Source organism: Streptococcus sp. 21.1, assembly GCF_016648635.1.
Lineage (GTDB): Bacteria > Bacillota > Bacilli > Lactobacillales > Streptococcaceae > Streptococcus.
The window spans coordinates 30,978-52,929 of record NZ_JACLQL010000013.1; the positions used below are offsets into that span (position 1 = coordinate 30,978).

Genomic DNA, 21,952 nt, shown 5'->3' on the forward strand with positions numbered 1-21,952 from the left:
TCTTTTTGTTTGATTTTTACACTACTGTAAAGGTTAATTTATCTTTCGAGCAGCCGATTTTAAGAGTTTGTCCACTAACTACTTGGCCACCTAGTAAGAGCTCAGATAACCTGTCCTCCACTTGAGTTTGAATCGTACGACGTAATGGGCGGGCACCCATCTCAACATCATAGCCATCTTTAGCTAAATGCTTAAGGGCAGCTAGTTGGAATTTCAAGTCAATCCCTTTTTCAGCCAAAGCTGATACCAACGGTTTCACCATAATCTTGACAATCTCACGAAGTTGCTCTTCCTCAAGACTATGGAAGACAACCTTCTCATCAATACGGTTGATAAACTCTGGACGGTAGGCCTTCTTAAGTTCTTCCATAATACGTGACTGCATAGCTTGGTGATTATGAGAAATGTCTTGGGCTCCAAAACCAACGGTCTTATCATCACGAAGAGCAGTCGCTCCCAAGTTCGAAGTCATAATGATAATGGTATTTGAGAAGTCGACTTTACGACCTCGACTATCTGTCAAGACACCATCATCCAAAACCTGTAAGAGGATGTTGAAAATATCTGGGTGAGCCTTTTCCACCTCGTCAAAAAGGAGAACTGAGTAAGGCTTATTGCGAACTTTCTCTGTTAATTCACCACCCTCATCATATCCAACATAACCTGGAGGAGCACCGTTAAGTCGGCTAGCCGCAAATTTTTCCATGTATTCTGACATGTCAAAGCGAAGCAAAGCTGACTCATCATCAAAGAGAACTTCCGCCAAAGCCTTGGCCAATTCTGTCTTACCAACACCAGTAGGGCCAAGGAACATAAAGGAACCAATCGGGCGTTTTCCGGTACGAATACCTGACTGGTTACGACGAATAGCACGACTAATCGCCGAAACTGCTTCATCTTGACCAATAACACGTTTGTGAAGCTCTGCTTCCAGATTCAAGTAACGCTTGCTATCTGCCTGTGTTATCTTCTCAACAGGAATACCTGATAGACGACTAAGGGTTTGCATAATCTGATCTGCATCTACCAAGGCAGGTTTTGGTAATTTTGCTTTTTGGCTAGCCTTATATTGTTTAACAGCAGCCTTCATATCACCAGATAGAAGTGCTTCATCCAAAGGCGTTATCTCACGTTTGGCTTCTTTTTTGATACAACCTTGAACAGTTGCACTCGCTTCATCTAAAAGATCAATGGCAGAGTCGGGTAAGTTTTTACTCGTCAAATAACGGTGGGCTGCCTTGACTGCTGTCTCAACTGCCTCATCAGTAATCGTTACACGATGATAGTCTTCATAAGACGAACGTAGGCCTTTTAGAATATCAATCGCCTCAGCTACACTTGGCTCCTCAATTGTAATTTTAGCAAAACGACGAGAAAGAGCTGCATCTTTTTCAATATGCTTCTGGTACTCAGCTTGAGTTGTTGCTCCAACCATATGAAGAGTTCCACGTGCTAGAGCAGGTTTCAAAATATTTGCCGCATCTAAGGTACTATCAATACCTGAACCAGAACCGATAATCGTATGCAATTCGTCAATAAAGAGAATGATTTTTCCATCAGCTTCAATCTCATCAATGATCTGATTCATACGTTCTTCGAAATCGCCACGGAAACGTGTTCCTGCAACCACACTCATCATATCAAGCTCTAAGATACGCATATCAGCCAACTCAAAAGGTACTTCGCCTGAAGCAATACGTTGTGCCAAGCCAAGCGCAAGTGCCGTTTTACCAACACCTGCTTCACCTACAAGAACTGGGTTATTCTTCGTTTTACGACTCAAAACCTGAATCATGCGTGAAATTTCTTTCTCACGTCCAATAACAGGATCAAGAGCACCTGATTCGGCTACTGCCGTTAAGTCTTTGGTATAATCTGACAGTTCCCCAGTAGAAGATTGAGGAGGCTGCATCATATTAGCAAAATTTCCTGATGCCTTTGATTTTTTAGGCTTACGAAGGTCATGAATGGCCTTCAAATCTTGCTTACTAAGACCTGCGTAACGCTCCAAAGAACGTCGTAAATCGATAATACGAGGCTTATCGCTGTCATCCTTATATTGAAAACCAGCAACTTCAAGGAGACGACAAACCATCAAATCCTTATGAAGGAGGAAGGCCATCAATACATGTTCAGACCCTACCTCTACAGCACCAGTCACACCAGCAATTCCCTCTGCCTCTTGCAACATAGCCTCTAAAGCATGCGACTGTGCACGTAAATCGATAATATCTGATTCAGACAAGTCTTTTGGACTTTTCTCCATCGCTAGTACAGCGGCTGTCTCAATCTCTTCCGCACGAATACGGTCCTCAAAATCAGTAAATGTTAGGTAGGCTACAGATCCTGGAACCTCAACCATAGCCAGAAGCACATGCCAAGTCTCCAAGAAAGGACTTCCAAAACGCTCTGCCTCAAGCTGAGCACGATGGAAAATGGCCTGCATTTTTCTTGAATATGTCGTCATCTAATTTCCTTTTCTATCCAATCTAAGTAATAGCGAGCGTAGAATACGCGAACGAATAGCAGCCGCATCTTCGCCTAAAACATCATCACTAGCAGTTGCTAAAATCAAATTTCCCTCACGTTCAGTGATGATTTTTTCATCAAAAAGCAACTGAATCAAGTCTGTAAATACCTGCTCGCTGAGCTGATCTGCTAAGTTCTGAAGCAAATCATTAATCATGTGGTGCTTGTCGGAGAATCTGACCTTGACGATACGAATATAACCGCCACCTCCACGTTTACTCTCAACAATATAACCACGACTTTCTGTAAAACGAGTCTTAATAACATAGTTAATCTGACTCGGTACAACTTGAAAAGTATCTGCTAAGTTCGAGCGTTGAATCTCAGCAATTCCAGACTGGCCCAGCAATTCTTTAATATATTCTTCTATACTATCTGATGTATTTCTTGCCATCTTAATTCCTCCAGTCTAATTTGACTATAACTGACTATTATTATACCAAAAATGTCAGCTCATGGGAAACTATACCTTCAAAAAGCTTTTTAAAGTTGTCATTAGAGACCATATAAGATACAATAAATAAGACTAAAATATTAGGTAACTTAAGGTGTTTGATTCAAATTTTCTATCCACTTTAACAGGCTGAGACCCACCTAATCCAACAAGTACTTTCTAGCACTTTCGCAGTAGTATTAGTCTTATCACTCTCGATAAAGCTCATGTCATTTTGAGTCTTATCTCTTATTTTATTCCCTTATGAAAGGTTACTCATGAAATACATCATTGCACTCTTAATCTCTATGATTCCTTTGGTTGAGCTCCGTGGAGCCGTTCCTGTTGCTATCGCCTCAGGTATCCCTTGGTGGCAAGCCCTAATTCTTTGTGTCATTGGGAACATGATTCCAGTTCCAATTATCTTCTTCTTCGCCCGCCGTGTCCTCGAATGGGGGGCAGATAAACCTCTAATTGGTGGCTTCTTTACCTGGTGTCTTAAAAAAGGTCACAGTGGTGGCCAAAAACTTGAAAAAGCTGCTGGAGATAAGGGTGTCTTCTGGGCCCTTCTCCTTTTTGTGGGAATTCCGCTTCCAGGAACAGGAGCTTGGACTGGTACCCTAGCAGCATCTATCCTAGATTGGGACTTTAAACGTAGTGTTATTGCTGTTATGCTTGGGGTTATCCTTGCAGGTATCATCATGGGAACACTCTCTCTTCTACTTGGTGTAAATACCTTCGCTCATTAATTACTTTTTTCAACGTCTGGGGCATGCTCAGACGTTTTTTTAATAGCAACAAAAAAGAAGTTACGATTCATTCACGTAACTTCTTTTCTTTTTATCTAGCAACTAGAATTAGTTGTTAAGAGCTGCTGCCATTGTAGCTGCAACTTCTGATTCAAAGTCGTTAGATGCTTTTTCGATACCTTCACCAACTTCAAAGCGAACGAATTCTACTACTGAAGCGTTTACTGATTCAAGGTAAGCTTCAACTGTTTTGCTGTCGTCCATGATGTAAACTTGAGCAAGAAGTGTGTATGCTTGGTCAACTTTAGTGTTGTCAAGCAAGAAGCGGTCCATTTTACCTGGGATGATTTTATCCCAGATTTTTTCTGGTTTACCTTCAGCAGCCAACTCAGCTTTGATATCTTCTTCAGCTTGAGCAAGAACAGCATCAGTCAATTGGGCTTTAGAACCATATTTAAGGTGTGGAAGAGCTGGTTTGTTAACCATAGCACGGCTTTCGTTATCTTGATCGATAGCGTGGTTAAGTTGTGCCAATTCATCTTTAACAAATTGTTCGTCCAATTCAGTGTATGAAAGAACAGTTGGTTTCATCGCTGCGATGTGCATTGAGATTTGTTTTGCAAGAGCATCATCTCCACCTTCGATAACTGAAACAACACCGATACGTCCACCGTTGTGTTGGTAAGCTCCGAAGTGTTGTGCATCAGTTTTCTCAACAACTGCAAAACGACGGAATGAAATCTTTTCACCGATAGTAGCTGTAGCAGTTACGTATGCAGCTTCAAGAGTTTCACCTGAAGGCATAGTCAATGCAAGTGCTTCTTCGTTGTTAGCTGGTTTACCTTCAGCAATTACTTTAGCTGTTTCGTTTACCAACTCAACGAATTGAGCGTTCTTCGCAACGAAGTCAGTTTCAGCATTAACTTCAACAACTGCTGCAACGTTACCGTTAACGTAAACACCCGTCAAACCTTCAGCTGCAACACGGTCAGCTTTCTTAGCTGCTTTAGCCATACCTTTTTCGCGAAGCAATTCAATCGCTTTTTCGATATCACCTTCAACTTCAACCAATGCTTTTTTAGCGTCCATGACACCAGCACCAGATTTTTCACGCAATTCTTTAACAAGTTTAGCTGTAATTTCTGCCATTTTGTTTTTCTCCAAATTTATTTTATCAACCTAAGGGGCAGGGCTGAGCCCCGCCCCTTAGGTGTTTGTCGTATCTTTAGTAGGCATCGAGCCCTAACCAATCTTAAAGATTAGTTGTTGTCACCTTCGACAACTTCAACGATTTCTTCGATTGAATCAGCTGCAGCTGCTTCTTGGAAATCTGCAGAAGCATCTTCACCTTGGTTACCTTCGATGATAGCATCAGCCATTTTTGAAGTGATCAATTTAACGGCACGGATAGCGTCATCGTTAGCTGGGATGATTACATCGATCTCATCTGGATCAGCGTTTGTATCAACCATCGCTACAACTGGGATACCAAGTTTTTTAGCTTCTTTAACAGCGATTTGTTCTTTGTGTGGGTCAACGATGTAGATTACATCTGGAATGCGAGGCATATCTTCGATACCACCCAAGAATTTTTCAAGACGTGCACGTTGTTTGTTAAGAAGTGCAACTTCTTTCTTAGGAAGAACTTCGAAAGTTCCATCAGCTTCCATTTGTTTGATTTCTTTCAAACGAGCGATACGTTTTTGGATAGTATCCCAGTTTGTAAGAGTACCACCCAACCAACGGTGGTTGATGTAGTATTGACCAGCACGAGTTGCTTCTTCAGCTACTGCTTCAGCTGCTTGTTTTTTAGTACCAACGAACAAGATTACTGCATCGTTAGCCGCTGCTTCACGAACGAATTCGTAAGCTGTATCAGCCATTTTTACAGTTTGTTGCAAGTCGATAACGTGGATTCCGTTACGTTCTGTGAAGATGTACTTAGCCATCTTAGGATTCCAGCGACGAGTTTGGTGACCGAAGTGAACACCAGCCTCAAGAAGTTGTTTCATTGAAATTACTGCCATGAGTATTTCTCCTTAAAAATTGTTTTTTCCTCTTCTAAGCTTTAGACTTGCAGTCCCACCCTGCGGCAACAAGACCACAATCGGCTTAGAATGAGTATTTGTCACTTTACGCAACTATAGTAGTTTATCAAAAAAAGTGACATTTGACAAGCTCTAAAATCAGGCTAATCATTAGAAAAAAATTACCCGCATTAAAATTGCAATCGTTTTCTTTGAGGTTGATAAGTATTTTGTTTATAATTAGGCTATCAAAAATAGAGGAGGACATTATTTTGTCATTAGTCGGAAAAGAAATTATTGAATTTTCAGCACAAGCTTACCACAACGGGGAATTCATTACTGTTACAGATGAAGATGTTAAGGGAAAATGGGCTGTTTTCTGCTTCTACCCTGCAGATTTCTCATTTGTCTGCCCAACTGAACTCGGTGACCTTCAAGAACAATATGAAACTCTTAAATCTCTTGGTGTAGAGGTTTACTCTGTCTCTACTGATACTCACTTTGTTCACAAAGCTTGGCATGATGACTCAGATGTTGTTGGAACTATTACTTATCCTATGATTGGAGATCCTTCACACCACATCTCACAAGGTTTTGATGTTCTTGGAGAAGATGGCCTCGCACAACGTGGTACATTTATCATTGATCCAGATGGCGTTATCCAAATGATGGAAATCAACGCTGATGGTATTGGACGTGATGCAAGCACTCTTATTGATAAAGTTCGTGCTGCTCAATATATTCGTCAACATCCAGGTGAAGTTTGTCCAGCCAAATGGAAAGAAGGAGCTGAAACACTTACTCCTAGCTTAGATCTTGTAGGTAAAATTTAACAACCAGGGGGTATCCATGGTCTTAGATAAAGAAATCAAGACACAATTAGCGCAGTATTTAAATTTACTAGAATCTGATATTGTATTACAAACAGATTTAGGGGATGATGATAATTCTCGTAAAGTAAAAGAATTTCTAGACGAGATTGTCGCTATGTCTGACCGCATTAGTCTTGAATCAACACATTTAAAACGTCAACCTAGTTTTGGTATTGCACAAAAAGGGAAAAAAAGTCGTGTTATTTTCTCAGGCTTACCAATGGGCCACGAATTCACATCTTTCATTTTAGCTCTCTTGCAAGTTTCTGGTCGTCCACCTAAAGTTGATGATGACACTATCGAACGTATCAAGAAGATTGATAAAACCATCGATTTAGAAACTTATGTTTCACTAACCTGTCACAATTGTCCAGACGTTGTTCAAGCCTTTAATATAATGGCTGTTTTAAACCCCAATATCACCCACACCATGATTGAAGGTGGTATGTATCAAGATGAGGTCAAAGCCAAAGGTATCATGTCTGTTCCTACGGTTTACAAAGACCAAGAAGAATTTACTTCTGGTCGTGCAACCATTGAACAGCTTGTAGAAAAGTTGGACGGACCACTTGAAGCTGAGGCTTTCGCTGATAAAGGTGTCTATGATGTCTTGGTTATTGGTGGTGGTCCTGCTGGAAACAGTGCTGCAATTTACGCTGCTCGTAAAGGGCTTAAAACTGGGCTTTTAGCAGAAACTTTTGGTGGACAAGTTATCGAGACAGTTGGTATTGAGAACATGATTGGTACGCTATATACAGAAGGTCCTAAGTTAATGGCCCAAGTTGAAGAGCATACAAAATCTTACAATGTTGATATCATCAAAAGTCAATTAGCTACTGGCATCGAAAAGAAAGAACTTATTGAAGTGACACTGGCTAACGGTGCCGTTCTAAAATCTAAAACGGCTATCCTAGCTCTCGGAGCCAAATGGCGTAATATCAACGTTCCTGGTGAAGATGAATTCCGCAATAAAGGGGTTACTTACTGTCCACACTGTGATGGTCCTCTATTTGAAGGAAAAGACGTTGCTGTTATCGGTGGTGGTAACTCAGGTTTGGAAGCTGCTTTGGATTTAGCGGGTATTACTAAACACGTTACAGTCTTAGAGTTCTTGCCTGAATTGAAGGCAGATCAAGTCTTACAAGAACGAGCTGCTAAAACTGATAATCTAACCATTCTTAAGAACGTTGCAACCAAAGAAATTCTTGGTCAAGATCATGTGACTGGTTTGAGTTACGTTGAGCGTGATACAAACGAAGAAAAACATCTTAATCTTGAAGGTGTCTTTGTCCAAATTGGTCTTGTACCAAGTACTGCTTGGCTCAAAGACAGTGGTATTGAACTCAATGAACGCCAAGAAATTATCGTTGATAAATTTGGTTCAACAAATATCCCTGGTATTTTTGCCGCAGGTGACTGTACTGACAGCGCCTACAAACAAATCATTATTTCCATGGGATCTGGTGCTACAGCTGCTATCGGAGCCTTTGATTACTTGATTAGACAATAATCAAAACATACGTGTTAGTAATCTATCTACAACAATTACAAGAAATATAAAGAGGTTGAATGTCTTTCAGCCTCTTTATATTTCTTGTAAATAGGCAGTTTGAACAATCAACCAGCCAATTTGATGAAAGAGACTTGACGAATCTTTGTTTTTTCGATAGAATGGTATCTGTTATGGCGGTATAGCCAAGTGGTAAGGCACGGCTCTGCAAAAGCTTGATCGTCGGTTCAAATCCGTCTACCGCCTTCATAATACGAGGACACCTTAGGGTGTCTTTTTTCATTATTGCATATAAAAATACCCGAAGCTAGAAACCTCGGGTATTCGTTATTCTTATTTAATGGCTTCAACCAAAGCCTCTGCTTGATTCTGAAGGCTTTCAAGAACTTCTGCTGTTGCTACGAATTTTCCATCCACCCATGCTGTATCATTTACACCTGTCGCTGTAAAATCACCAACCACTTGGGTACGGATAAATGGTAACAATTCTTTGTAGACATCAAAAAGTTGATTGTGACCACCATTAGCAACTGATGACACGGTTACAATCTTATCTTGAAGAGCTGATGGTCCTGAAGGATCTGATAGGTCAAGGGCGCGGCTCAACCAGTCAAGCAAATTTTTCACTGGCCCAGGAATTGAGAAATTATAAACCGGTGAGAAAATCCAGATTGCATCTGCTACCAAGACCTGCTCTCGAACTTCTGCCAAAACAGGAAGAACCGGACTTTCTAAATCCTGATTAAAAACAGGTACTTGACTATAGTCAAGATAAGAAACATTAGCTTTATCAGCTAGCATTTTCTCAGCTTCTTCTGCTAATTGGTGGTTAAATGATCCCTTACGAAGAGACCCAACGATAAATAGAATGTTTTTCATGATACATTTCCTTTGTATTTCTAACAATTAATAATTAGTACTACATAGTAATATATGTGATTTCATTAGAAATATAAAGAAATATGCTCAGACATTCTTAAATTTTTTCAGTAGCTCTACCAACTGTGCCTGCTCTTCAGGTGTCAGAACGGAAAAAGTCTCCTCAATAGCTTGCTGATGTGGGGGGATTGCTGCTTGAATAATACGACGGCCCTCATCCGTCAAATCAACCTCGAAAGCACGCTTATCTGTTTGGCAGGCTTCTCGCGTCAGCCAGCCTTTTTTCTCCATATTTTTAATGACGACAGTCATATTACCGGAGGTAGCAAGCATGCGATCAATTAATTCGCCAATCTTCATACGTCCTTTGGCATTTAGCACGTCCATGACTCCAAATTGAGTTGGTGTCAAATTAAATTCTTTAAAGGTCTCAGAAACCTTGGCATCGATGGTACGAAAAGCCTTACGCATAACTACCATACTTTTTACAGCCATATTTTTATCTAAGTCGCTCATTTCTAGTCCTTTCCAAATAGATGCTGTTTTTATTACTCTACCACAGTTTTTCTAAAAGTGGTATATGAAAATGAAAAAATAAGAAAAAAGAGTCCTTAGATATCTAACCAATACCTCAGAACTCTTTCATTTCTAACTATTACGATTCCAAAAAAGGGCTAATAAGATAACAGCACCTAGCACCGAAGGGACTATAGCAGTATCTGCTAACATCGGTCCCCAATTTCCAAAAAGAAGCTGACCAACAAAAGCACCTAGCCATCCAACAAAGGTCTTGCCAATACAGCCCATACGTTCACCCCTATTTGATATAGCAGAAGCAATAAGGCCAATTAGAAAACCAACTATCATACTTCCAATCATGATAAATTCTCCATCATACTTAGATTACCCAATCCCCATTTCGGAAGATTGGTACACGACTACCATCTTGGCAGATACCATCAATATCCATTTGATTTGAACCAATCATAAAATCTACGTGTACATCAGAACGATTAAGACCAGCTTCCTTAAGCTCCTCTTCTGTCATGTCTGCCCCTCCCTCAACACTGGTAGCATAGGCTGCTCCAATAGCTAGGTGGTTGGATGCATTCTCATCAAAAAGAGTGTTAAAGAAAGTGATGCCTGACTGTGAAATAGGACTTGGATCTGGTACCAAAGCACATTCACCTAGAGCACGCGCCCCATTATTGTTGAATACGAGATTCTTCATCACTTCATCACCTTGATCCGCTGTGATATCTACAATTTCACCGTCTTTGAAGGTTACCTTGATTCCCTCAATAATATTGCCATTGTAACTTAGAGGCTTTGTACTTGAGACATAGCCATCTGCACGACGAAAATCTGGTGCCGTAAAGACTTCTTCTGTTGGCATATTAGGAAGAAAGCCTTCACCTTGCGCATTGATGGCACCTGCAGACTCCCAAACGTGATTTTTAGGCAACCCTAGAGTCAAATCTGTTCCAGGTGCTTGGTAATGCAAGGCTGAGAATTGTGCCTCATTGAGTAGGCGTGCCTTAGCATCCAAACGGTCAGCATGTTCCTTCCAGGCACGTACAGGATCCTCTTCATAAACACGACAGGTCTTGAAAATTTGGTCCCAAAGTAAATCTACAGCTTCCTCATCACTCGAAGCATCGGGAAAGACCTTCTTAGCCCATTCCTTACCAGCTGCAGCAGCTACAGTCCAACTAACCTTATTAGACTGAGTTGCCACCTGCATAGGTTTAAAGGCCACTCCAGTAGCTTTTGCATGAGCAGATAAACGCTCAGGAGCTACACCATTAAGGGCACCTGGATCTGATGAACGAACACCTAAGCGACTTGCCTTCTTGGCCAACAAATATTCCATCTCAGCTTTTTTATAGGCAGGAACCTCTTCGATGCGGTCCATATCGGCATGCAAGAAGCGCTCGCGATTAATAATATCATCTGACCATTGAACAATTACCTCAGCTGCTCCTAAAGCATAGGCTTCTTTTACTAAGAGGTGAGCTAGCTCTGCTTGTTCTACATCAATGCTCAAGGCCACTGTGTGACCAGGTTGCACATTAATCCCATTAGCAACCAGTAATTTAGCATATTTCTCAAGATTTTCTTTAAAATTTGGTAAAACCATGATTAACTCCTCGAAACTATAATTTTCTATCAGTATACCATAAGACGAAGAAAAAGGTTTCTTCTCAGCTTTGACTTTTTAGCATCACATGCAGACCCCTAAACAAAAAGAGAACGGAGACTGACTCCATTCTCTCAAAGTTGATGACGATTCTCTTTAGCTATTAAAAGAAATCATCAAAAAGACTTAATTGATTATCTTCTGGCATATTTCCTAGGATTCCCATTTCATCCAATTTTTCAACTAGGGTTGATGATAGACCTCCTCGTTTACGCAATTCTGTTTTGGAAAGGAACTCCCCTTCTTCACGCGCAGCAACCACTTGCTTAGCAACGTTCTCACCCAAACCTTCAAGTGCAATAAACGGTGGAATCAAGGTATCTCCTTCAATCAGAAATTCAGTTGCCTGACTCTTATAAAGATCTAACTGGCCAAAGGTAAAGCCACGTTCTAACATTTCATTAACAATCTCAAGCGTCGTAAATAAGTCATTTTCAACATTAGTCGCTTCATTTCGTTGGCGCTTCTCCTTAATATCTTCCATTCGAGCTTTAACAGCATCAAGACCCGCAGACATCGTTTTAAGCTCGAATGCTTTAGCTCGAATTGAAAAGTAGGCACAATAGTAATAAATAGGATGGTGCACTTTGAAATAAGCTACACGCAGGGCCATCATAACGTAGGCTGCCGCATGGGCTTTAGGGAACATGTATTTGATTTTACCACAAGATTCAATATACCAGTCTGGAACATTATTTTCACGCATGGCTTGAATATAGCCATTTCGCTCTTCTTCAGAAATTTTCAACCACATTCCCTTACGCACACGTTCCATAATGGTGAAGGCCATCTTAGGATCTAATCCCGCATGCATTAGGTATACCATGATATCGTCACGACAACCGATAACGGTTTTCAGAGTGGCAATACCTTCCTTGATCAAATCTTGTGCATTACCCAACCAAACGTCTGTACCATGGGACAAACCAGATAACTGTAAGAGTTCCGCAAAGGTCGTCGGATGCGTCTCGTCGACCATACCACGAACAAAGTTAGTCCCAAACTCAGGGATTCCCAACATTCCCGTTGGTGTCCCAATCTGTTCAGGTGTAACCCCCAAAATTTCAGTCCCTGAAAAAAGTTTCATCACATCTGGATCATCTGCTCGAATATCTTTGGGATCAATTCCTGATAAATCCTGCAACTTACGAATCATAGTCGGATCATCATGTCCCAGAATATCAAGCTTCAACACGTTCTCATCAATATCGTGGAAGTTAAAGTGAGTTGTCTGCCAAGCAGCCGTTACATCATCAGCCGGATATTGAACAGGTGTGAAATCATAGACATCCATATAATTTGGAATAACAACGATACCACCCGGGTGCTGACCTGTGTTTCGCTTAACACCAGCAGCCCCCATGGCTAAACGGTCGACCTCGGCATCTCGGTAAAACTTATTGTAGTCACGTTCGTAACCTTTGACAAAACCATAAGCCGTCCGATCTGCAACAGTACCTACTGTTCCAGCACGAAAAGCATATTGCTCTCCAAAAATATCACGAACATCCAAGTGGGCTGATGGTTGATCATCACCGGAAAAGTTCAAATCGATATCCGGAACCTTATCCCCATCAAAACCTAGGAAAGTCTCGAAAGGAATATCCTGACCATCTTTTTTATACTCCGTTCCACATTCCGAACACTCCTTATCAGGCAAATCGAAGCCAGATCCATAAGAACCATCTGTAATGAACTCTGAGTGTTGACATTTAGGACATAAATAGTGTGGCGGCATCGGATTAACCTCAGTAATTCCAATCATCGTCGCAACAAAACTAGAACCGACAGATCCACGCGAACCAACTAGGTACCCACGTTCATTTGAACGGTTAACCAGCATCTGCGAAGCCAGGTAAATTACGGCAAAACCATTACCAAGAATTGAGGACAACTCTTTCTCAATTCGCAGATCAATAATATCAGGCAAAGGATTACCATAGAGCTCAAACGCTCTAGCATATGTCATCTCCGCAACCTGTTCTTCCGCACGATCAATGAAAGGTGTGTACAAGTCTTTTTTGACAACCTCGACCTCTTCAATTTGTTCTGCCATAGCCTGCGTATTAGTTACAACAATTTCATAGGCTAAGTCTTTTCCCAAAAAGGCAAAGTCATCTAGCATCTCATTCGTTGTTCTAAAATGCGCTTCAGGTAAAGGAGCAGGTTTTGCATTTTCTCCCTTACCGATTGGCCTATTAATCATTGCTCCTTGTCCCAAAGCACGAACAATGATTTCACGATAAATCGCATCCTCAGGATTGATATAATGTACATTTCCTGTAGCAAGCACAGGCTTGTCCAGACGATTAGCAACTTCAATCAGATCTCGAATCAGTTGTTCTATAGCCACCTCATCCTTAATTAAGTCCTTCGCAATCAATGGTGCATAAATCGCTGGTGGCATAACTTCAATAAAGTCATAATATTTAGCAACTTCAACTGCCTTTTCAATACCATGAGACAGAAGCGTATCAAAAACCTCACCATCAGCACAAGCAGAACCTACAATGATTCCCTCACGATACTCATCTAAGACCGTACGAGGAATACGTGCTACCCCCTCAAAGTATGAGACATTTGATAAACTTACCAACTTAAAGATATTCTTCAAGCCAGTTTGATTCTGAACATACAGCGTCGCATGTTTAACACGAGACTTTTTATACGAATCTTCAGAAACCAAATCCGTGTTCAACTGTTCCAAATTAGTCAAACCGTGCTTATCAAACACATCTTTTATGAAGATAAACAACAAACGGCCCGTTGCTTCCGCATCATAATTGGCCATATGGTGGTGATCCAAAGCCACACCAAACCGCTTCGTCAAAGGACCCAAACCATGACGCTTATACTCAGGATAAAGATTTCGTGCAAATTCTAAAGTATCAATAACTGGTTGTGAAATTGTTGGTAACTGATGTCTTTCATAATTGGCATTCATAAAACCAACGTCAAAGGTCGCATTATGGGCTACTAGCACAGTTCCTTGACAGAATTCTTGAAACTCCTGTAAAACCTGGACTAAAGGTTTAGCACCTTTTACATGATTATCAGTAATACCTGTCAACTCAGTAGTAAAAGCAGAAAGAGGATGCCCTGGGTCTATAAATTCATCAAACTGCTCAATAATATTACCTTTATGCATTTTTGATGCGGCAATCTGAATCAAATCATTATGAACAGCAGACAAGCCCGTTGTCTCTACGTCAAATACAACATAAGTTGCTTCTTTTAAATCCAAATTCTGGGAATTATAAACAATAGGAACTTTATCCTCAACAAGATTGGCTTCAAGACCAAAAATAGCTTTAATACCAGCTTTCTTAGCCCTATGGTAGCCATGAGGAAAACTCTGAACATTAGCGTGATCAGTTATAGCAACAGCTGGATGCCCCCAAGAAGCAGCAGTATCAATAAGCTCTTCCACAGTTGGCATGGCATCCATAGTCGACATGTTAGTATGTGCATGAAATTCCACACGCTTTTGTCCCTCAGGCATCAAATCCTTGCGAGGTGTGTGCGAAATCTCTTTGATATCTTGTACATTCATTGTCAGACTATGAGTGAAAGGATTATTCTCAATACGACCGCGAACTCTTACCCAGTTACCTTTTTTTATCATATCGAACTTAGCAAGCTCATTACTATCTTTAACCCAGCGCTGCATTGCAAAACTAGAGGTATAATCAGTTACCTTGAAATTAATAATAATTCGACCCGTCTTAGTTTCACGTTGCTCTACATCAAAAATATATCCTTCAAAAACAACACGATTCTCTTCAGAATTAATATCAACCATTGGCGTTATTTCAGCCTTATCAAAACTAGCTTGACGTTGACTTTGTTTCTCAGCAAAATTTTGGACCAGTTCGTTCACAGGTTTCGGTGCTGGAGCACTCTCAAGAATTGATTGAAGAGCCTGTCTTGCCTGAGATTCAGCTTGTTCTTGTAAAGAAACCTTGTTTGTTTCGTAAGCCTCTTCTATCGAAGATGACGCTTCCTTATCTTCAAGAACAGAAATTGATACATCAGATAAACCAACTTGAGAAAGAGATTTAGAAATCAAAGAAATAAATCTATCCTGTAAATTTTCTTTAATAATATGCGCTGGAGCCTTAACACAAATACTATTATTTGAAATTTCAACCTTTAGATTTGAGAATAAAGAATAAATAGAAAAGTGAGAAAATTTTAAACTATCTAAGGCATATGAAAAATAGTCTCCAAGTAAAGAATCATCACAAGAAGTAGAAAGTAAACGAATCTCAAAAGAAGCTTTGGCACCTAAAGAATCGAAGGAAGAATGAAGTAAACTATCAAAAAGCACAAAAGACTCATAAGAAAGAACACTACGAAAAGAAAAAACAAAAAACCACTGCCGTTTTGATTTAAATAGTTTTACTGTTTCGATAGAACCATCTTTAATTTCTTTAAAAGCATCGTGTTCCTCAGGAAAACGAATTTGTTTTAAGAGAAGCTGAAATTTATCAGACATAAAAATTAAACTCCTATAGACAAAAAAACACTCCTAAAGGAGTGTAACTTATACCGGCGGCCGGGGTCGAACCGGCACGTCCTTGCGGACACTGGATTTTGAGTTCCATAACTCCATTATTTAAATCTTACAACCCTGATTTAATAGGGTTTTAAGCCTTTTGAATCTTGCAAAATAGACTCATTTTTCAAATTTTAGTAACTTTTTGGTAACACTCCATACCTTATCGTTCTAAGAGCATCATCAGAGAATAGACGATATGTCCCAACAGGTTATATTCATCCAGAGGTATTCAAGACACTTGTACGATTAACAGTTAATGTAATCATTTTATTTTCTCCTTTAATTAGGGTAAGTGTTTTTTATTATTTTAACAAAAATAACTCTTTAGCCCAAGAATTTGATAATTCATTTTCTAACAAAACTTTTTTTTTTAAATTTATCTTATGATATACTAAACTTATCAGCTATTGGTTCTGAAAAAGTGTCTGCCACAGTTTTACTACAAATTCTCATGACTTGTGCCAAGATTTATAAAAAACGGATAGCTATAATAGCTCTTAGAGCAAAAACATGACATATAGGAGGTTAAAGACATGTCATACTTTTATCTTTTTATCGCCATTGTAGGAGAGATATTGGGAACTAACCTTTTGAAATTATCAGACGGTTTTACAAAGCCTATTCCAACCGTTTCTGCCCTACTTAGCTATGGCGTTTGTTTCTATTTCCTCTCACTAGCAATGCAAAAAATTCCTTTAGGAATAGCTTATGCAACATGGTCAGCTGTCGGTTTAGTTTTGACAGCCTCTATCGCAGTAATGATTTTCAAAGAAACACTAAATGTTTATAGCATTATCGGTTTAATTTTGATTATCATTGGTGTTGTCATGGTTAACTTATTAGGAAATGCAGGACATTAATAAAACCGGCTCTATACTATTTGTAGTGGGTAAATCCCCTATGGATATTATGGAGCCTATTTTGTTGTAGAAAAAAAGTTCCATAAGAACTATAATGAAAAGCTAGAATTCTGTCAATATTTTGGACACATTTTGGGAGGGAATTTTGAAGACTAGCGTCCTCCTAATTTTCCCAATAAGTTTTAACTTCTTCAAAAATCTTATTCAAAAGTTCTGCATCTTTTTCTGACAACTGATTTTTTTCTATAACTCTATCTTTTAGTTCTGTTGCCTTTATTTTATTTCTTGCCACCGAAACTGCTATTGAATGTTTCAAAATATCAAACTCATCCTTTGAAAAGTTTGCAATATTGGTAAGATCTAATTGTTCTAGAGGTAAACTACTGATAATTGAATAAGGTTTTTGTCCCAGCAAATAATCTGTAGTAGTCCCAAAGATATTTGCTAATTTCACAACGAATTCTAATCCTGGTTCTAACGTTCCATTCTCCCACCGAGAATATGTCCCTTGTTGAACTCCAATTAATTCCGATATTTGTACTTGAGTTAACTTTTTTGATTTTCTGAGAGTTTTTAACCTCTCTGAAAATTTATAATCCTCTGTATACATAATTCTCCTATAGATATTCTTATTCGTATATTTTAGCTTGACAAAATATTCTAAACGGTATAAAATAGAATTATTCCATAAGGAATATTTATTTTGAGATTGAATATTCCATTGAGAATATTATAGCATAAAAGGAGGTAAAAGCGTATGTAACTAGTAGTCGATTTAAAAAATTTTAATAAAGGAGGTAGGATTCGACAAAATAAAAAATCTTGAAACAAATGTGCCGTTCGTTCCAAGATCAAAACATATTATGTAACAATTATACCACAGAAAACTCTTCAGTTGCACAAGAAAATTTCGGAGGTTTCACAAAAAGATGACCAATAAAGAGTTAGTCAATCAAATTTCTGGCCTAAACTCTACCTCTACTCTTAAAAATTGGATTCAACTGATTAAAGAGATAAGTGGCAAGGAATTTAAGAAAATTAAAGTTCCTATCAGTAGAAATCCCAGAACTCATCAATTAAGTTATACAGTTGCCTATGATTTTACAGACGAAGACCTTAGACAATTTCAAAAGTTAGCTAAACTAAAACTTGAAATAGGTCTAAAAGAGGCTATACAAGCCGTATTTGGGAGTCTAGCAGACAATGAACATGAATCCCTAAACCAAGTAATAGATGAGCTCTACGATGAACTGAGCGCCTTAAAACAGGAATTTAAGCGAGAAATGCGACTGATAAAAATTGAGAATTCCAACCTAAAAAAGAAAATCCAAGATATTGAAGAGTCGATGCAAACCGGCTTACTAGGGTTTGTTAACAAGAGGTCAAAAAATAGGTTCGGCTAATAGCGAGTTTTCGGCTGAGCCATGAGGCAGAAAGCCGAAAATGAGCGTAGATGCGGACGGACCATTTTTGACCGATAGGGTGTGTAGTAACACCACCCTCTGCAAGTTAGGTGTACCATCGAAAAAATTCAGTATTACCAAGGGTTTTGGAGATTTTAAGGGTGGCAAAATTAGGCAAAAAGTTGAATCAAAATCTATGGCAAAAAATGAGCATTTACGTTCTGTATTTGACTGGATTCAAATTCAGTTTGATAAGACTGAATTTTCGCCAAAAGAAATAATCGAAGATATCCTATTTCTTGACTTTGACCTATTTATTGAGAATAAGGGGAGCCTTAAATACTATAACTATGATAGCCAGCTTCATTATGGGAATATCCGTATCTACTATGGATCGAAAGAGTCGTCCTACATGCTTGTCATGTCAGGACAGGCACTAGAGTTCTATAGAGATATGGTATTAGATCCAAATAGTCTCTCCGAAAGACAGTTTCTGAACAACCTCTACTACAATTACATTCATTTTTCAGTAAGACGAATTGATATTGCAATAGATGATTTTAATGAAACACCCTATTTCACTCCTAATCAACTTCTAAAGATTTGTCAGAAGAAACGCTTTCTATATGGAAAAAGCACCTACTACAATACCTACGGAGATGAAACGATCGGTCAGACCTTATATTTAAGAAAACCCAATGATGATGAAAGACTTAGAATTTACGATAAGCGCTTAGAACAAGCTGAAAAGCTCGGGATCAGCAAGCGGTATATAGAAAATTGGATAAGAACTGAGTTAGAACTTAGGAAAGCAAAAGCTCACTACTTCATTCAAGAATGGTTGCATTCAGAAATAGATCTTCTTAACTTTACCAAGGGATACCTCAAAGAAAAAGTGAGGTTCTATAGTGATAGTCACTTCTCAAAACCTTTGAGATCTTGGGAAAAGTTTTTAGGTCACTCAAAACCTGTCTCTATCATTATTTCAAAACCAAAGACAGAACTAGAACAAAAATTAGAATGGTTTACCTATAAAGGTTCTGGAGCTATTCTAAAAGCGTATAAATTTCTATACGACAATAACTTACTGCATGAGTATGAGAAATCTAACTATCTCGCACTCAACAATATGGAATATCCACCAGATTTAGCAAGTGGATTAATAGAAAGGGCAATTCTCTTTAAAAGAGAAGATTTAATCCCTACAATCAAAGAAAATATCAAAAGGAGAAATTAAATATGGCAAAAATGCTCTCACAAAATGACTGGAATTTCAATAACATTGGAACAAAATTTGAATTGGATGAAGTCATTCCAAAATTTGAAACGGAAGTCCGAGCAGATGCAAACGGAGAAATTATCAAAAACCGAGATGGTAGCGAAAGACGTTTTAATACCGATAAAATCATTGGTTGGAAATACAATGTAACGATCAAGGATGGACAATTCAAAAAGAAATCAACCCAAGTCTCAGTAGACAATCCAGAAGCTTTAGTCGATAATGACTATATCCAAGCAATGGATCAAGTACCAGTTACATTTGACAATTTACAAGCTACTATGATTAGTTCAACGATGTATTACAAGGCGGATGCTATCCATTTAGTAGATGTAAAACAAAAATAAGTATAAGACAAGGGGAGTTAATCCTCCCCGTACTTAATCTAATTAGAAAAGGAGAGCACATGATTAAAACTGTAACAAAAGATGACCTTATCGAACTTGGATTTGCTCCAGGAACTGCAAGAAAGATTATCCATACTGGCAAATTACTATTAGTGAATCGTGGTTTTAATATCTACGATAACAAACGGATTGGTACAATTCCAGCCAGTGTCGCTGAAGAACTACTAGGAATTGAACTCCAGAAAGAAGCATAATGAATGACTATTCGTAAAACTAAAAGTGGTAAATGGACTGTTGATGTTTCTAACGGTTTCCACCCAGTCACACAAAAAAGAATACGTATTATTCGTAAAGGATTAAAATCTAAAAAGGAAGCCCTAGAACTTGAACAACATATTAGAGTTGTAGAATTAAAAGAAAAACAATTTGACTTTGTAGTAACAACGGATATGTTATTCGACTTACTTGAAGAAGATGATTTGAAAAATGGCAGAAAAGTAAGCTACACAAGTACACAAAGAAATAATTATGAGCGTCATATTAAGCCATATTTTAAAAATACAAATTTAAATAAATTAACGTATGACCATATATTCGAATTTCGTGAATACCTAAAAACAAAACCTAAAAAACAAAATGAAAATGAAGTTTTAAGCTATAATACAATTAATAAGGTTCTGATTCTACTTAAAAAAATTTTTGATACTGGTATAAGAAAATCACTCATTGATAAAAATCCAGTTAAGAATCTGAGAAAATTACCAATTAGGAAGCCTGATATTAAATTTTGGAGTATAGAAGAATTCACGAGATTTAGAGGACTTATTCGAGATGATGAAATAAGTTATGACCTGTTTTTCGTAATTGCTTTCTTTACTGGAATGAGAATGGGAGAAATCCTCGCATTGAACTGGAATGATATAAATCTTTTAACAAATACGATTTACGTTACCAAAACGGTATACTTTGTTAATAATACAAGCTACATTAATACAACAAAAACACGATCAGGAACTAGAAATATAACAATAAATCAGAAATTAGCAGAAATGCTAATAGATTGGAAAGTAAAACAAAAAGAAAAACTTGAGGAATTTACGAAAAATACTGAAGAACTTCAAATAATACAGAGTACACCAATATCAATTACAAAAAATATGATTGATAAGAAGTTTAAGCAAATACTAGAAAGGGATAAAGATTTAAAGAAAATAAGAATTCATGATTTAAGACACTCTCATGCATCATTACTTATAAATCAAGGAGAAGATTATCTTGTTGTCAAAGAAAGATTAGGACACGCATCTATTACAACAACAATTGATACTTATTCTCATTTGTACCCTAGCAAACAGAAAACATTGGCTAATAAACTTGATGATTTATTTTAAAATGGAAAAAATTGGTAACTCAACAAAAACAGAGAAAAAAAGACAAGGTCCGAAAACCTTGTCTTTTTTACTATACCGGCGGCCGGGGTCGAACCGGCACGTCCTTGCGGACACTGGATTTTGAGTCCAGCGCGTCTGCCAATTCCGCCACGCCGGCAAAGTATAACTGGGGTAGCTGGATTCGAACCAACGCATGAGGGAGTCAAAGTCCCTTGCCTTACCGCTTGGCTATACCCCAAAAATATAGGCGAATGAGGGGAATCGAACCCCCGAATGTCAGAGCCACAATCTGATGTGTTAACCACTTCACCACATTCGCCACCTTACTAACACGGGCAGTAGGAATTGAACCCACACTGAAGGTTTTGGAGACCTTAGTTCTACCTTTAAACTATGCCCGTTACTATGGAAGGGGAGGGATTCGAACCCCCGAACCCGAAGGAGCGGATTTACAGTCCGCCGCGTTTAGCCTCTTCGCTACCCTTCCAAAATATAAACAAATGGCGCGAGACGGAATCGAACCGCCGACACATGGAGCTTCAATCCATTGCTCTACCAACTGAGCTACCGAGCCAAATTGCGGGAGCAGGATTTGAACCTACGACCTTCGGGTTATGAGCCCGACGAGCTACCTAGCTGCTCCATCCCGCGTTAGTTATAAGGAGGATGTGGGATTCGAACCCACGCACGCTTTTACACGCCTGACGGTTTTCAAGACCGTTCCCTTCAGCCGGACTTGGGTAATCCTCCATAAAATATAGTCCGTACGGGATTCGAACCCGTGTTACCGCCGTGAAAAGGCGGTGTCTTAACCCCTTGACCAACGGACCATATAATGGGCACGAGTGGAATCGAACCACCGACCTCACGCTTATCAGGCGTGCGCTCTAACCATCTGAGCTACGCGCCCAA

General features: G+C 39.0%; 19 protein-coding genes and 11 tRNA genes. 10 read left to right on the forward strand and 20 right to left on the reverse strand.

What is annotated here, in order from left to right:
- Positions 1-16 precede the first annotated feature (16 nt).
- Positions 17-2,467 carry an ATP-dependent Clp protease ATP-binding subunit gene (locus H7U01_RS08785; RefSeq protein ID WP_064520679.1) on the reverse strand — a complete coding sequence of 817 codons (2,451 nt, stop codon included), beginning with the start codon at positions 2,465-2,467 and terminating at the stop codon, positions 17-19.
- Positions 2,468-2,923, reverse strand: coding sequence for a CtsR family transcriptional regulator (locus H7U01_RS08790; RefSeq protein ID WP_014633783.1), 456 nt, complete (start codon positions 2,921-2,923; stop codon positions 2,468-2,470).
- A gap of 317 nt (positions 2,924-3,240) precedes the next feature.
- Here H7U01_RS08790 and H7U01_RS08795 point away from each other — a divergent pair, with 317 nt between their 5' ends.
- Positions 3,241-3,711, forward strand: coding sequence for a COG2426 family protein (locus tag H7U01_RS08795; RefSeq protein ID WP_004182164.1), 471 nt, complete (start codon positions 3,241-3,243; stop codon positions 3,709-3,711).
- Positions 3,712-3,819: 108 nt separating this feature from the next.
- Here H7U01_RS08795 and tsf read toward each other — a convergent pair whose 3' ends face one another.
- Together tsf and rpsB are read right to left on the reverse strand one after the other, a co-directional pair.
- Entirely contained in the window at positions 3,820-4,860 is a 1,041-nt protein-coding gene (gene tsf / locus H7U01_RS08800) for a translation elongation factor Ts (RefSeq protein WP_002886343.1), read from the reverse strand.
- A 110-nt stretch (positions 4,861-4,970) separates the two neighbouring features.
- Complete coding sequence (gene rpsB, locus H7U01_RS08805) at positions 4,971-5,738, reverse strand: 30S ribosomal protein S2 (RefSeq protein ID WP_002886342.1); 768 nt, start codon at positions 5,736-5,738, stop codon at positions 4,971-4,973.
- 272 nt (positions 5,739-6,010) lie between these two features.
- Here rpsB and ahpC point away from each other — a divergent pair, with 272 nt between their 5' ends.
- From ahpC to H7U01_RS08820, 3 genes are all read left to right on the forward strand, one after another.
- On the forward strand, positions 6,011-6,571 hold the full coding sequence (gene ahpC, locus H7U01_RS08810) for an alkyl hydroperoxide reductase subunit C (RefSeq protein WP_064520680.1): 561 nt from the start codon (positions 6,011-6,013) through the stop codon (positions 6,569-6,571).
- Positions 6,572-6,587: 16 nt separating this feature from the next.
- On the forward strand, positions 6,588-8,120 hold the full coding sequence (gene ahpF, locus H7U01_RS08815; protein ID WP_201041458.1) for an alkyl hydroperoxide reductase subunit F: 1,533 nt from the start codon (positions 6,588-6,590) through the stop codon (positions 8,118-8,120).
- 175 nt (positions 8,121-8,295) lie between these two features.
- Positions 8,296-8,366: transfer RNA gene (locus H7U01_RS08820), tRNA-Cys, on the forward strand.
- Positions 8,367-8,453: 87 nt separating this feature from the next.
- Here the strand turns inward: H7U01_RS08820 and H7U01_RS08825 are convergent.
- The 5 genes from H7U01_RS08825 to H7U01_RS08845 all read right to left on the reverse strand — a co-directional run bounded on the left by H7U01_RS08825 (position 8,454) and on the right by H7U01_RS08845 (position 15,697).
- Positions 8,454-8,999 (reverse strand): NAD(P)H-dependent oxidoreductase, encoded by a 546-nt coding sequence (locus tag H7U01_RS08825; RefSeq protein ID WP_201041459.1) that lies wholly within the window; start codon positions 8,997-8,999, stop codon positions 8,454-8,456.
- Positions 9,000-9,086: 87 nt separating this feature from the next.
- Positions 9,087-9,515, reverse strand: coding sequence for a MarR family winged helix-turn-helix transcriptional regulator (locus H7U01_RS08830; RefSeq protein WP_060973199.1), 429 nt, complete (start codon positions 9,513-9,515; stop codon positions 9,087-9,089).
- Between the two features lie 132 nt (positions 9,516-9,647).
- The gene (locus H7U01_RS08835) at positions 9,648-9,878 is read right to left on the reverse strand and encodes a GlsB/YeaQ/YmgE family stress response membrane protein (RefSeq protein WP_002889604.1); all 231 of its coding nucleotides are present in this window, start codon (positions 9,876-9,878) and stop codon (positions 9,648-9,650) included.
- Between the two features lie 19 nt (positions 9,879-9,897).
- Entirely contained in the window at positions 9,898-11,139 is a 1,242-nt protein-coding gene (locus H7U01_RS08840; RefSeq protein WP_070576117.1) for an aminopeptidase, read from the reverse strand.
- A 163-nt stretch (positions 11,140-11,302) separates the two neighbouring features.
- Positions 11,303-15,697: a PolC-type DNA polymerase III gene (locus H7U01_RS08845; RefSeq protein WP_201041460.1), complete on the reverse strand. Its 4,395-nt coding sequence runs from the start codon at positions 15,695-15,697 to the stop codon at positions 11,303-11,305.
- 596 nt (positions 15,698-16,293) lie between these two features.
- On the opposite strand from H7U01_RS08845, the gene H7U01_RS08850 reads away from it, so the two are divergent.
- On the forward strand, positions 16,294-16,620 hold the full coding sequence (locus H7U01_RS08850) for a DMT family transporter (RefSeq protein ID WP_009732038.1): 327 nt from the start codon (positions 16,294-16,296) through the stop codon (positions 16,618-16,620).
- 163 nt (positions 16,621-16,783) lie between these two features.
- Here H7U01_RS08850 and H7U01_RS08855 read toward each other — a convergent pair whose 3' ends face one another.
- A complete protein-coding gene (locus tag H7U01_RS08855) occupies positions 16,784-17,230 on the reverse strand; it encodes a helix-turn-helix transcriptional regulator (RefSeq protein WP_000287814.1) in 447 nt (148 codons plus the stop codon).
- 319 nt (positions 17,231-17,549) lie between these two features.
- Between H7U01_RS08855 and H7U01_RS08860 the strand changes: the two genes are divergently transcribed.
- Genes H7U01_RS08860 through H7U01_RS08880 form a run of 5 tightly spaced genes read left to right on the forward strand, consistent with a single transcriptional unit; the run spans position 17,550 to position 21,040 of the window.
- Positions 17,550-18,023, forward strand: coding sequence for a hypothetical protein (locus H7U01_RS08860; RefSeq protein ID WP_000182279.1), 474 nt, complete (start codon positions 17,550-17,552; stop codon positions 18,021-18,023).
- A 40-nt stretch (positions 18,024-18,063) separates the two neighbouring features.
- Complete coding sequence (locus H7U01_RS08865; protein ID WP_004182182.1) at positions 18,064-19,260, forward strand: replication initiation factor domain-containing protein; 1,197 nt, start codon at positions 18,064-18,066, stop codon at positions 19,258-19,260.
- Between the two features lie 2 nt (positions 19,261-19,262).
- Entirely contained in the window at positions 19,263-19,649 is a 387-nt protein-coding gene (locus tag H7U01_RS08870) for a hypothetical protein (RefSeq protein ID WP_001096844.1), read from the forward strand.
- A 59-nt stretch (positions 19,650-19,708) separates the two neighbouring features.
- On the forward strand, positions 19,709-19,903 hold the full coding sequence (locus tag H7U01_RS08875) for a DUF3173 domain-containing protein (RefSeq protein ID WP_000598356.1): 195 nt from the start codon (positions 19,709-19,711) through the stop codon (positions 19,901-19,903).
- A gap of 3 nt (positions 19,904-19,906) precedes the next feature.
- A complete protein-coding gene (locus tag H7U01_RS08880; protein ID WP_004182166.1) occupies positions 19,907-21,040 on the forward strand; it encodes a tyrosine-type recombinase/integrase in 1,134 nt (377 codons plus the stop codon).
- A gap of 73 nt (positions 21,041-21,113) precedes the next feature.
- On the opposite strand, the gene H7U01_RS08885 is transcribed toward H7U01_RS08880, so the two are convergent.
- From H7U01_RS08885 to H7U01_RS08930, 10 genes are all read right to left on the reverse strand, one after another.
- Positions 21,114-21,197 (reverse strand) — tRNA-Leu (locus tag H7U01_RS08885).
- A gap of 9 nt (positions 21,198-21,206) precedes the next feature.
- A tRNA-Gln gene (locus H7U01_RS08890) sits at positions 21,207-21,278 on the reverse strand.
- An 8-nt stretch (positions 21,279-21,286) separates the two neighbouring features.
- Positions 21,287-21,359, reverse strand: a tRNA-His gene (locus H7U01_RS08895).
- Between the two features lie 11 nt (positions 21,360-21,370).
- Positions 21,371-21,441 (reverse strand) — tRNA-Trp (locus H7U01_RS08900).
- Positions 21,442-21,446: 5 nt separating this feature from the next.
- A tRNA-Tyr gene (locus H7U01_RS08905) sits at positions 21,447-21,527 on the reverse strand.
- A gap of 14 nt (positions 21,528-21,541) precedes the next feature.
- Positions 21,542-21,614, reverse strand: a tRNA-Phe gene (locus H7U01_RS08910).
- A 3-nt stretch (positions 21,615-21,617) separates the two neighbouring features.
- Positions 21,618-21,691, reverse strand: a tRNA-Met gene (locus H7U01_RS08915).
- Between the two features lie 9 nt (positions 21,692-21,700).
- Positions 21,701-21,790, reverse strand: a tRNA-Ser gene (locus tag H7U01_RS08920).
- Between the two features lie 8 nt (positions 21,791-21,798).
- A tRNA-Glu gene (locus H7U01_RS08925) sits at positions 21,799-21,870 on the reverse strand.
- Between the two features lie 6 nt (positions 21,871-21,876).
- Positions 21,877-21,950, reverse strand: a tRNA-Ile gene (locus tag H7U01_RS08930).
- Positions 21,951-21,952: the final 2 nt, after the last annotated feature.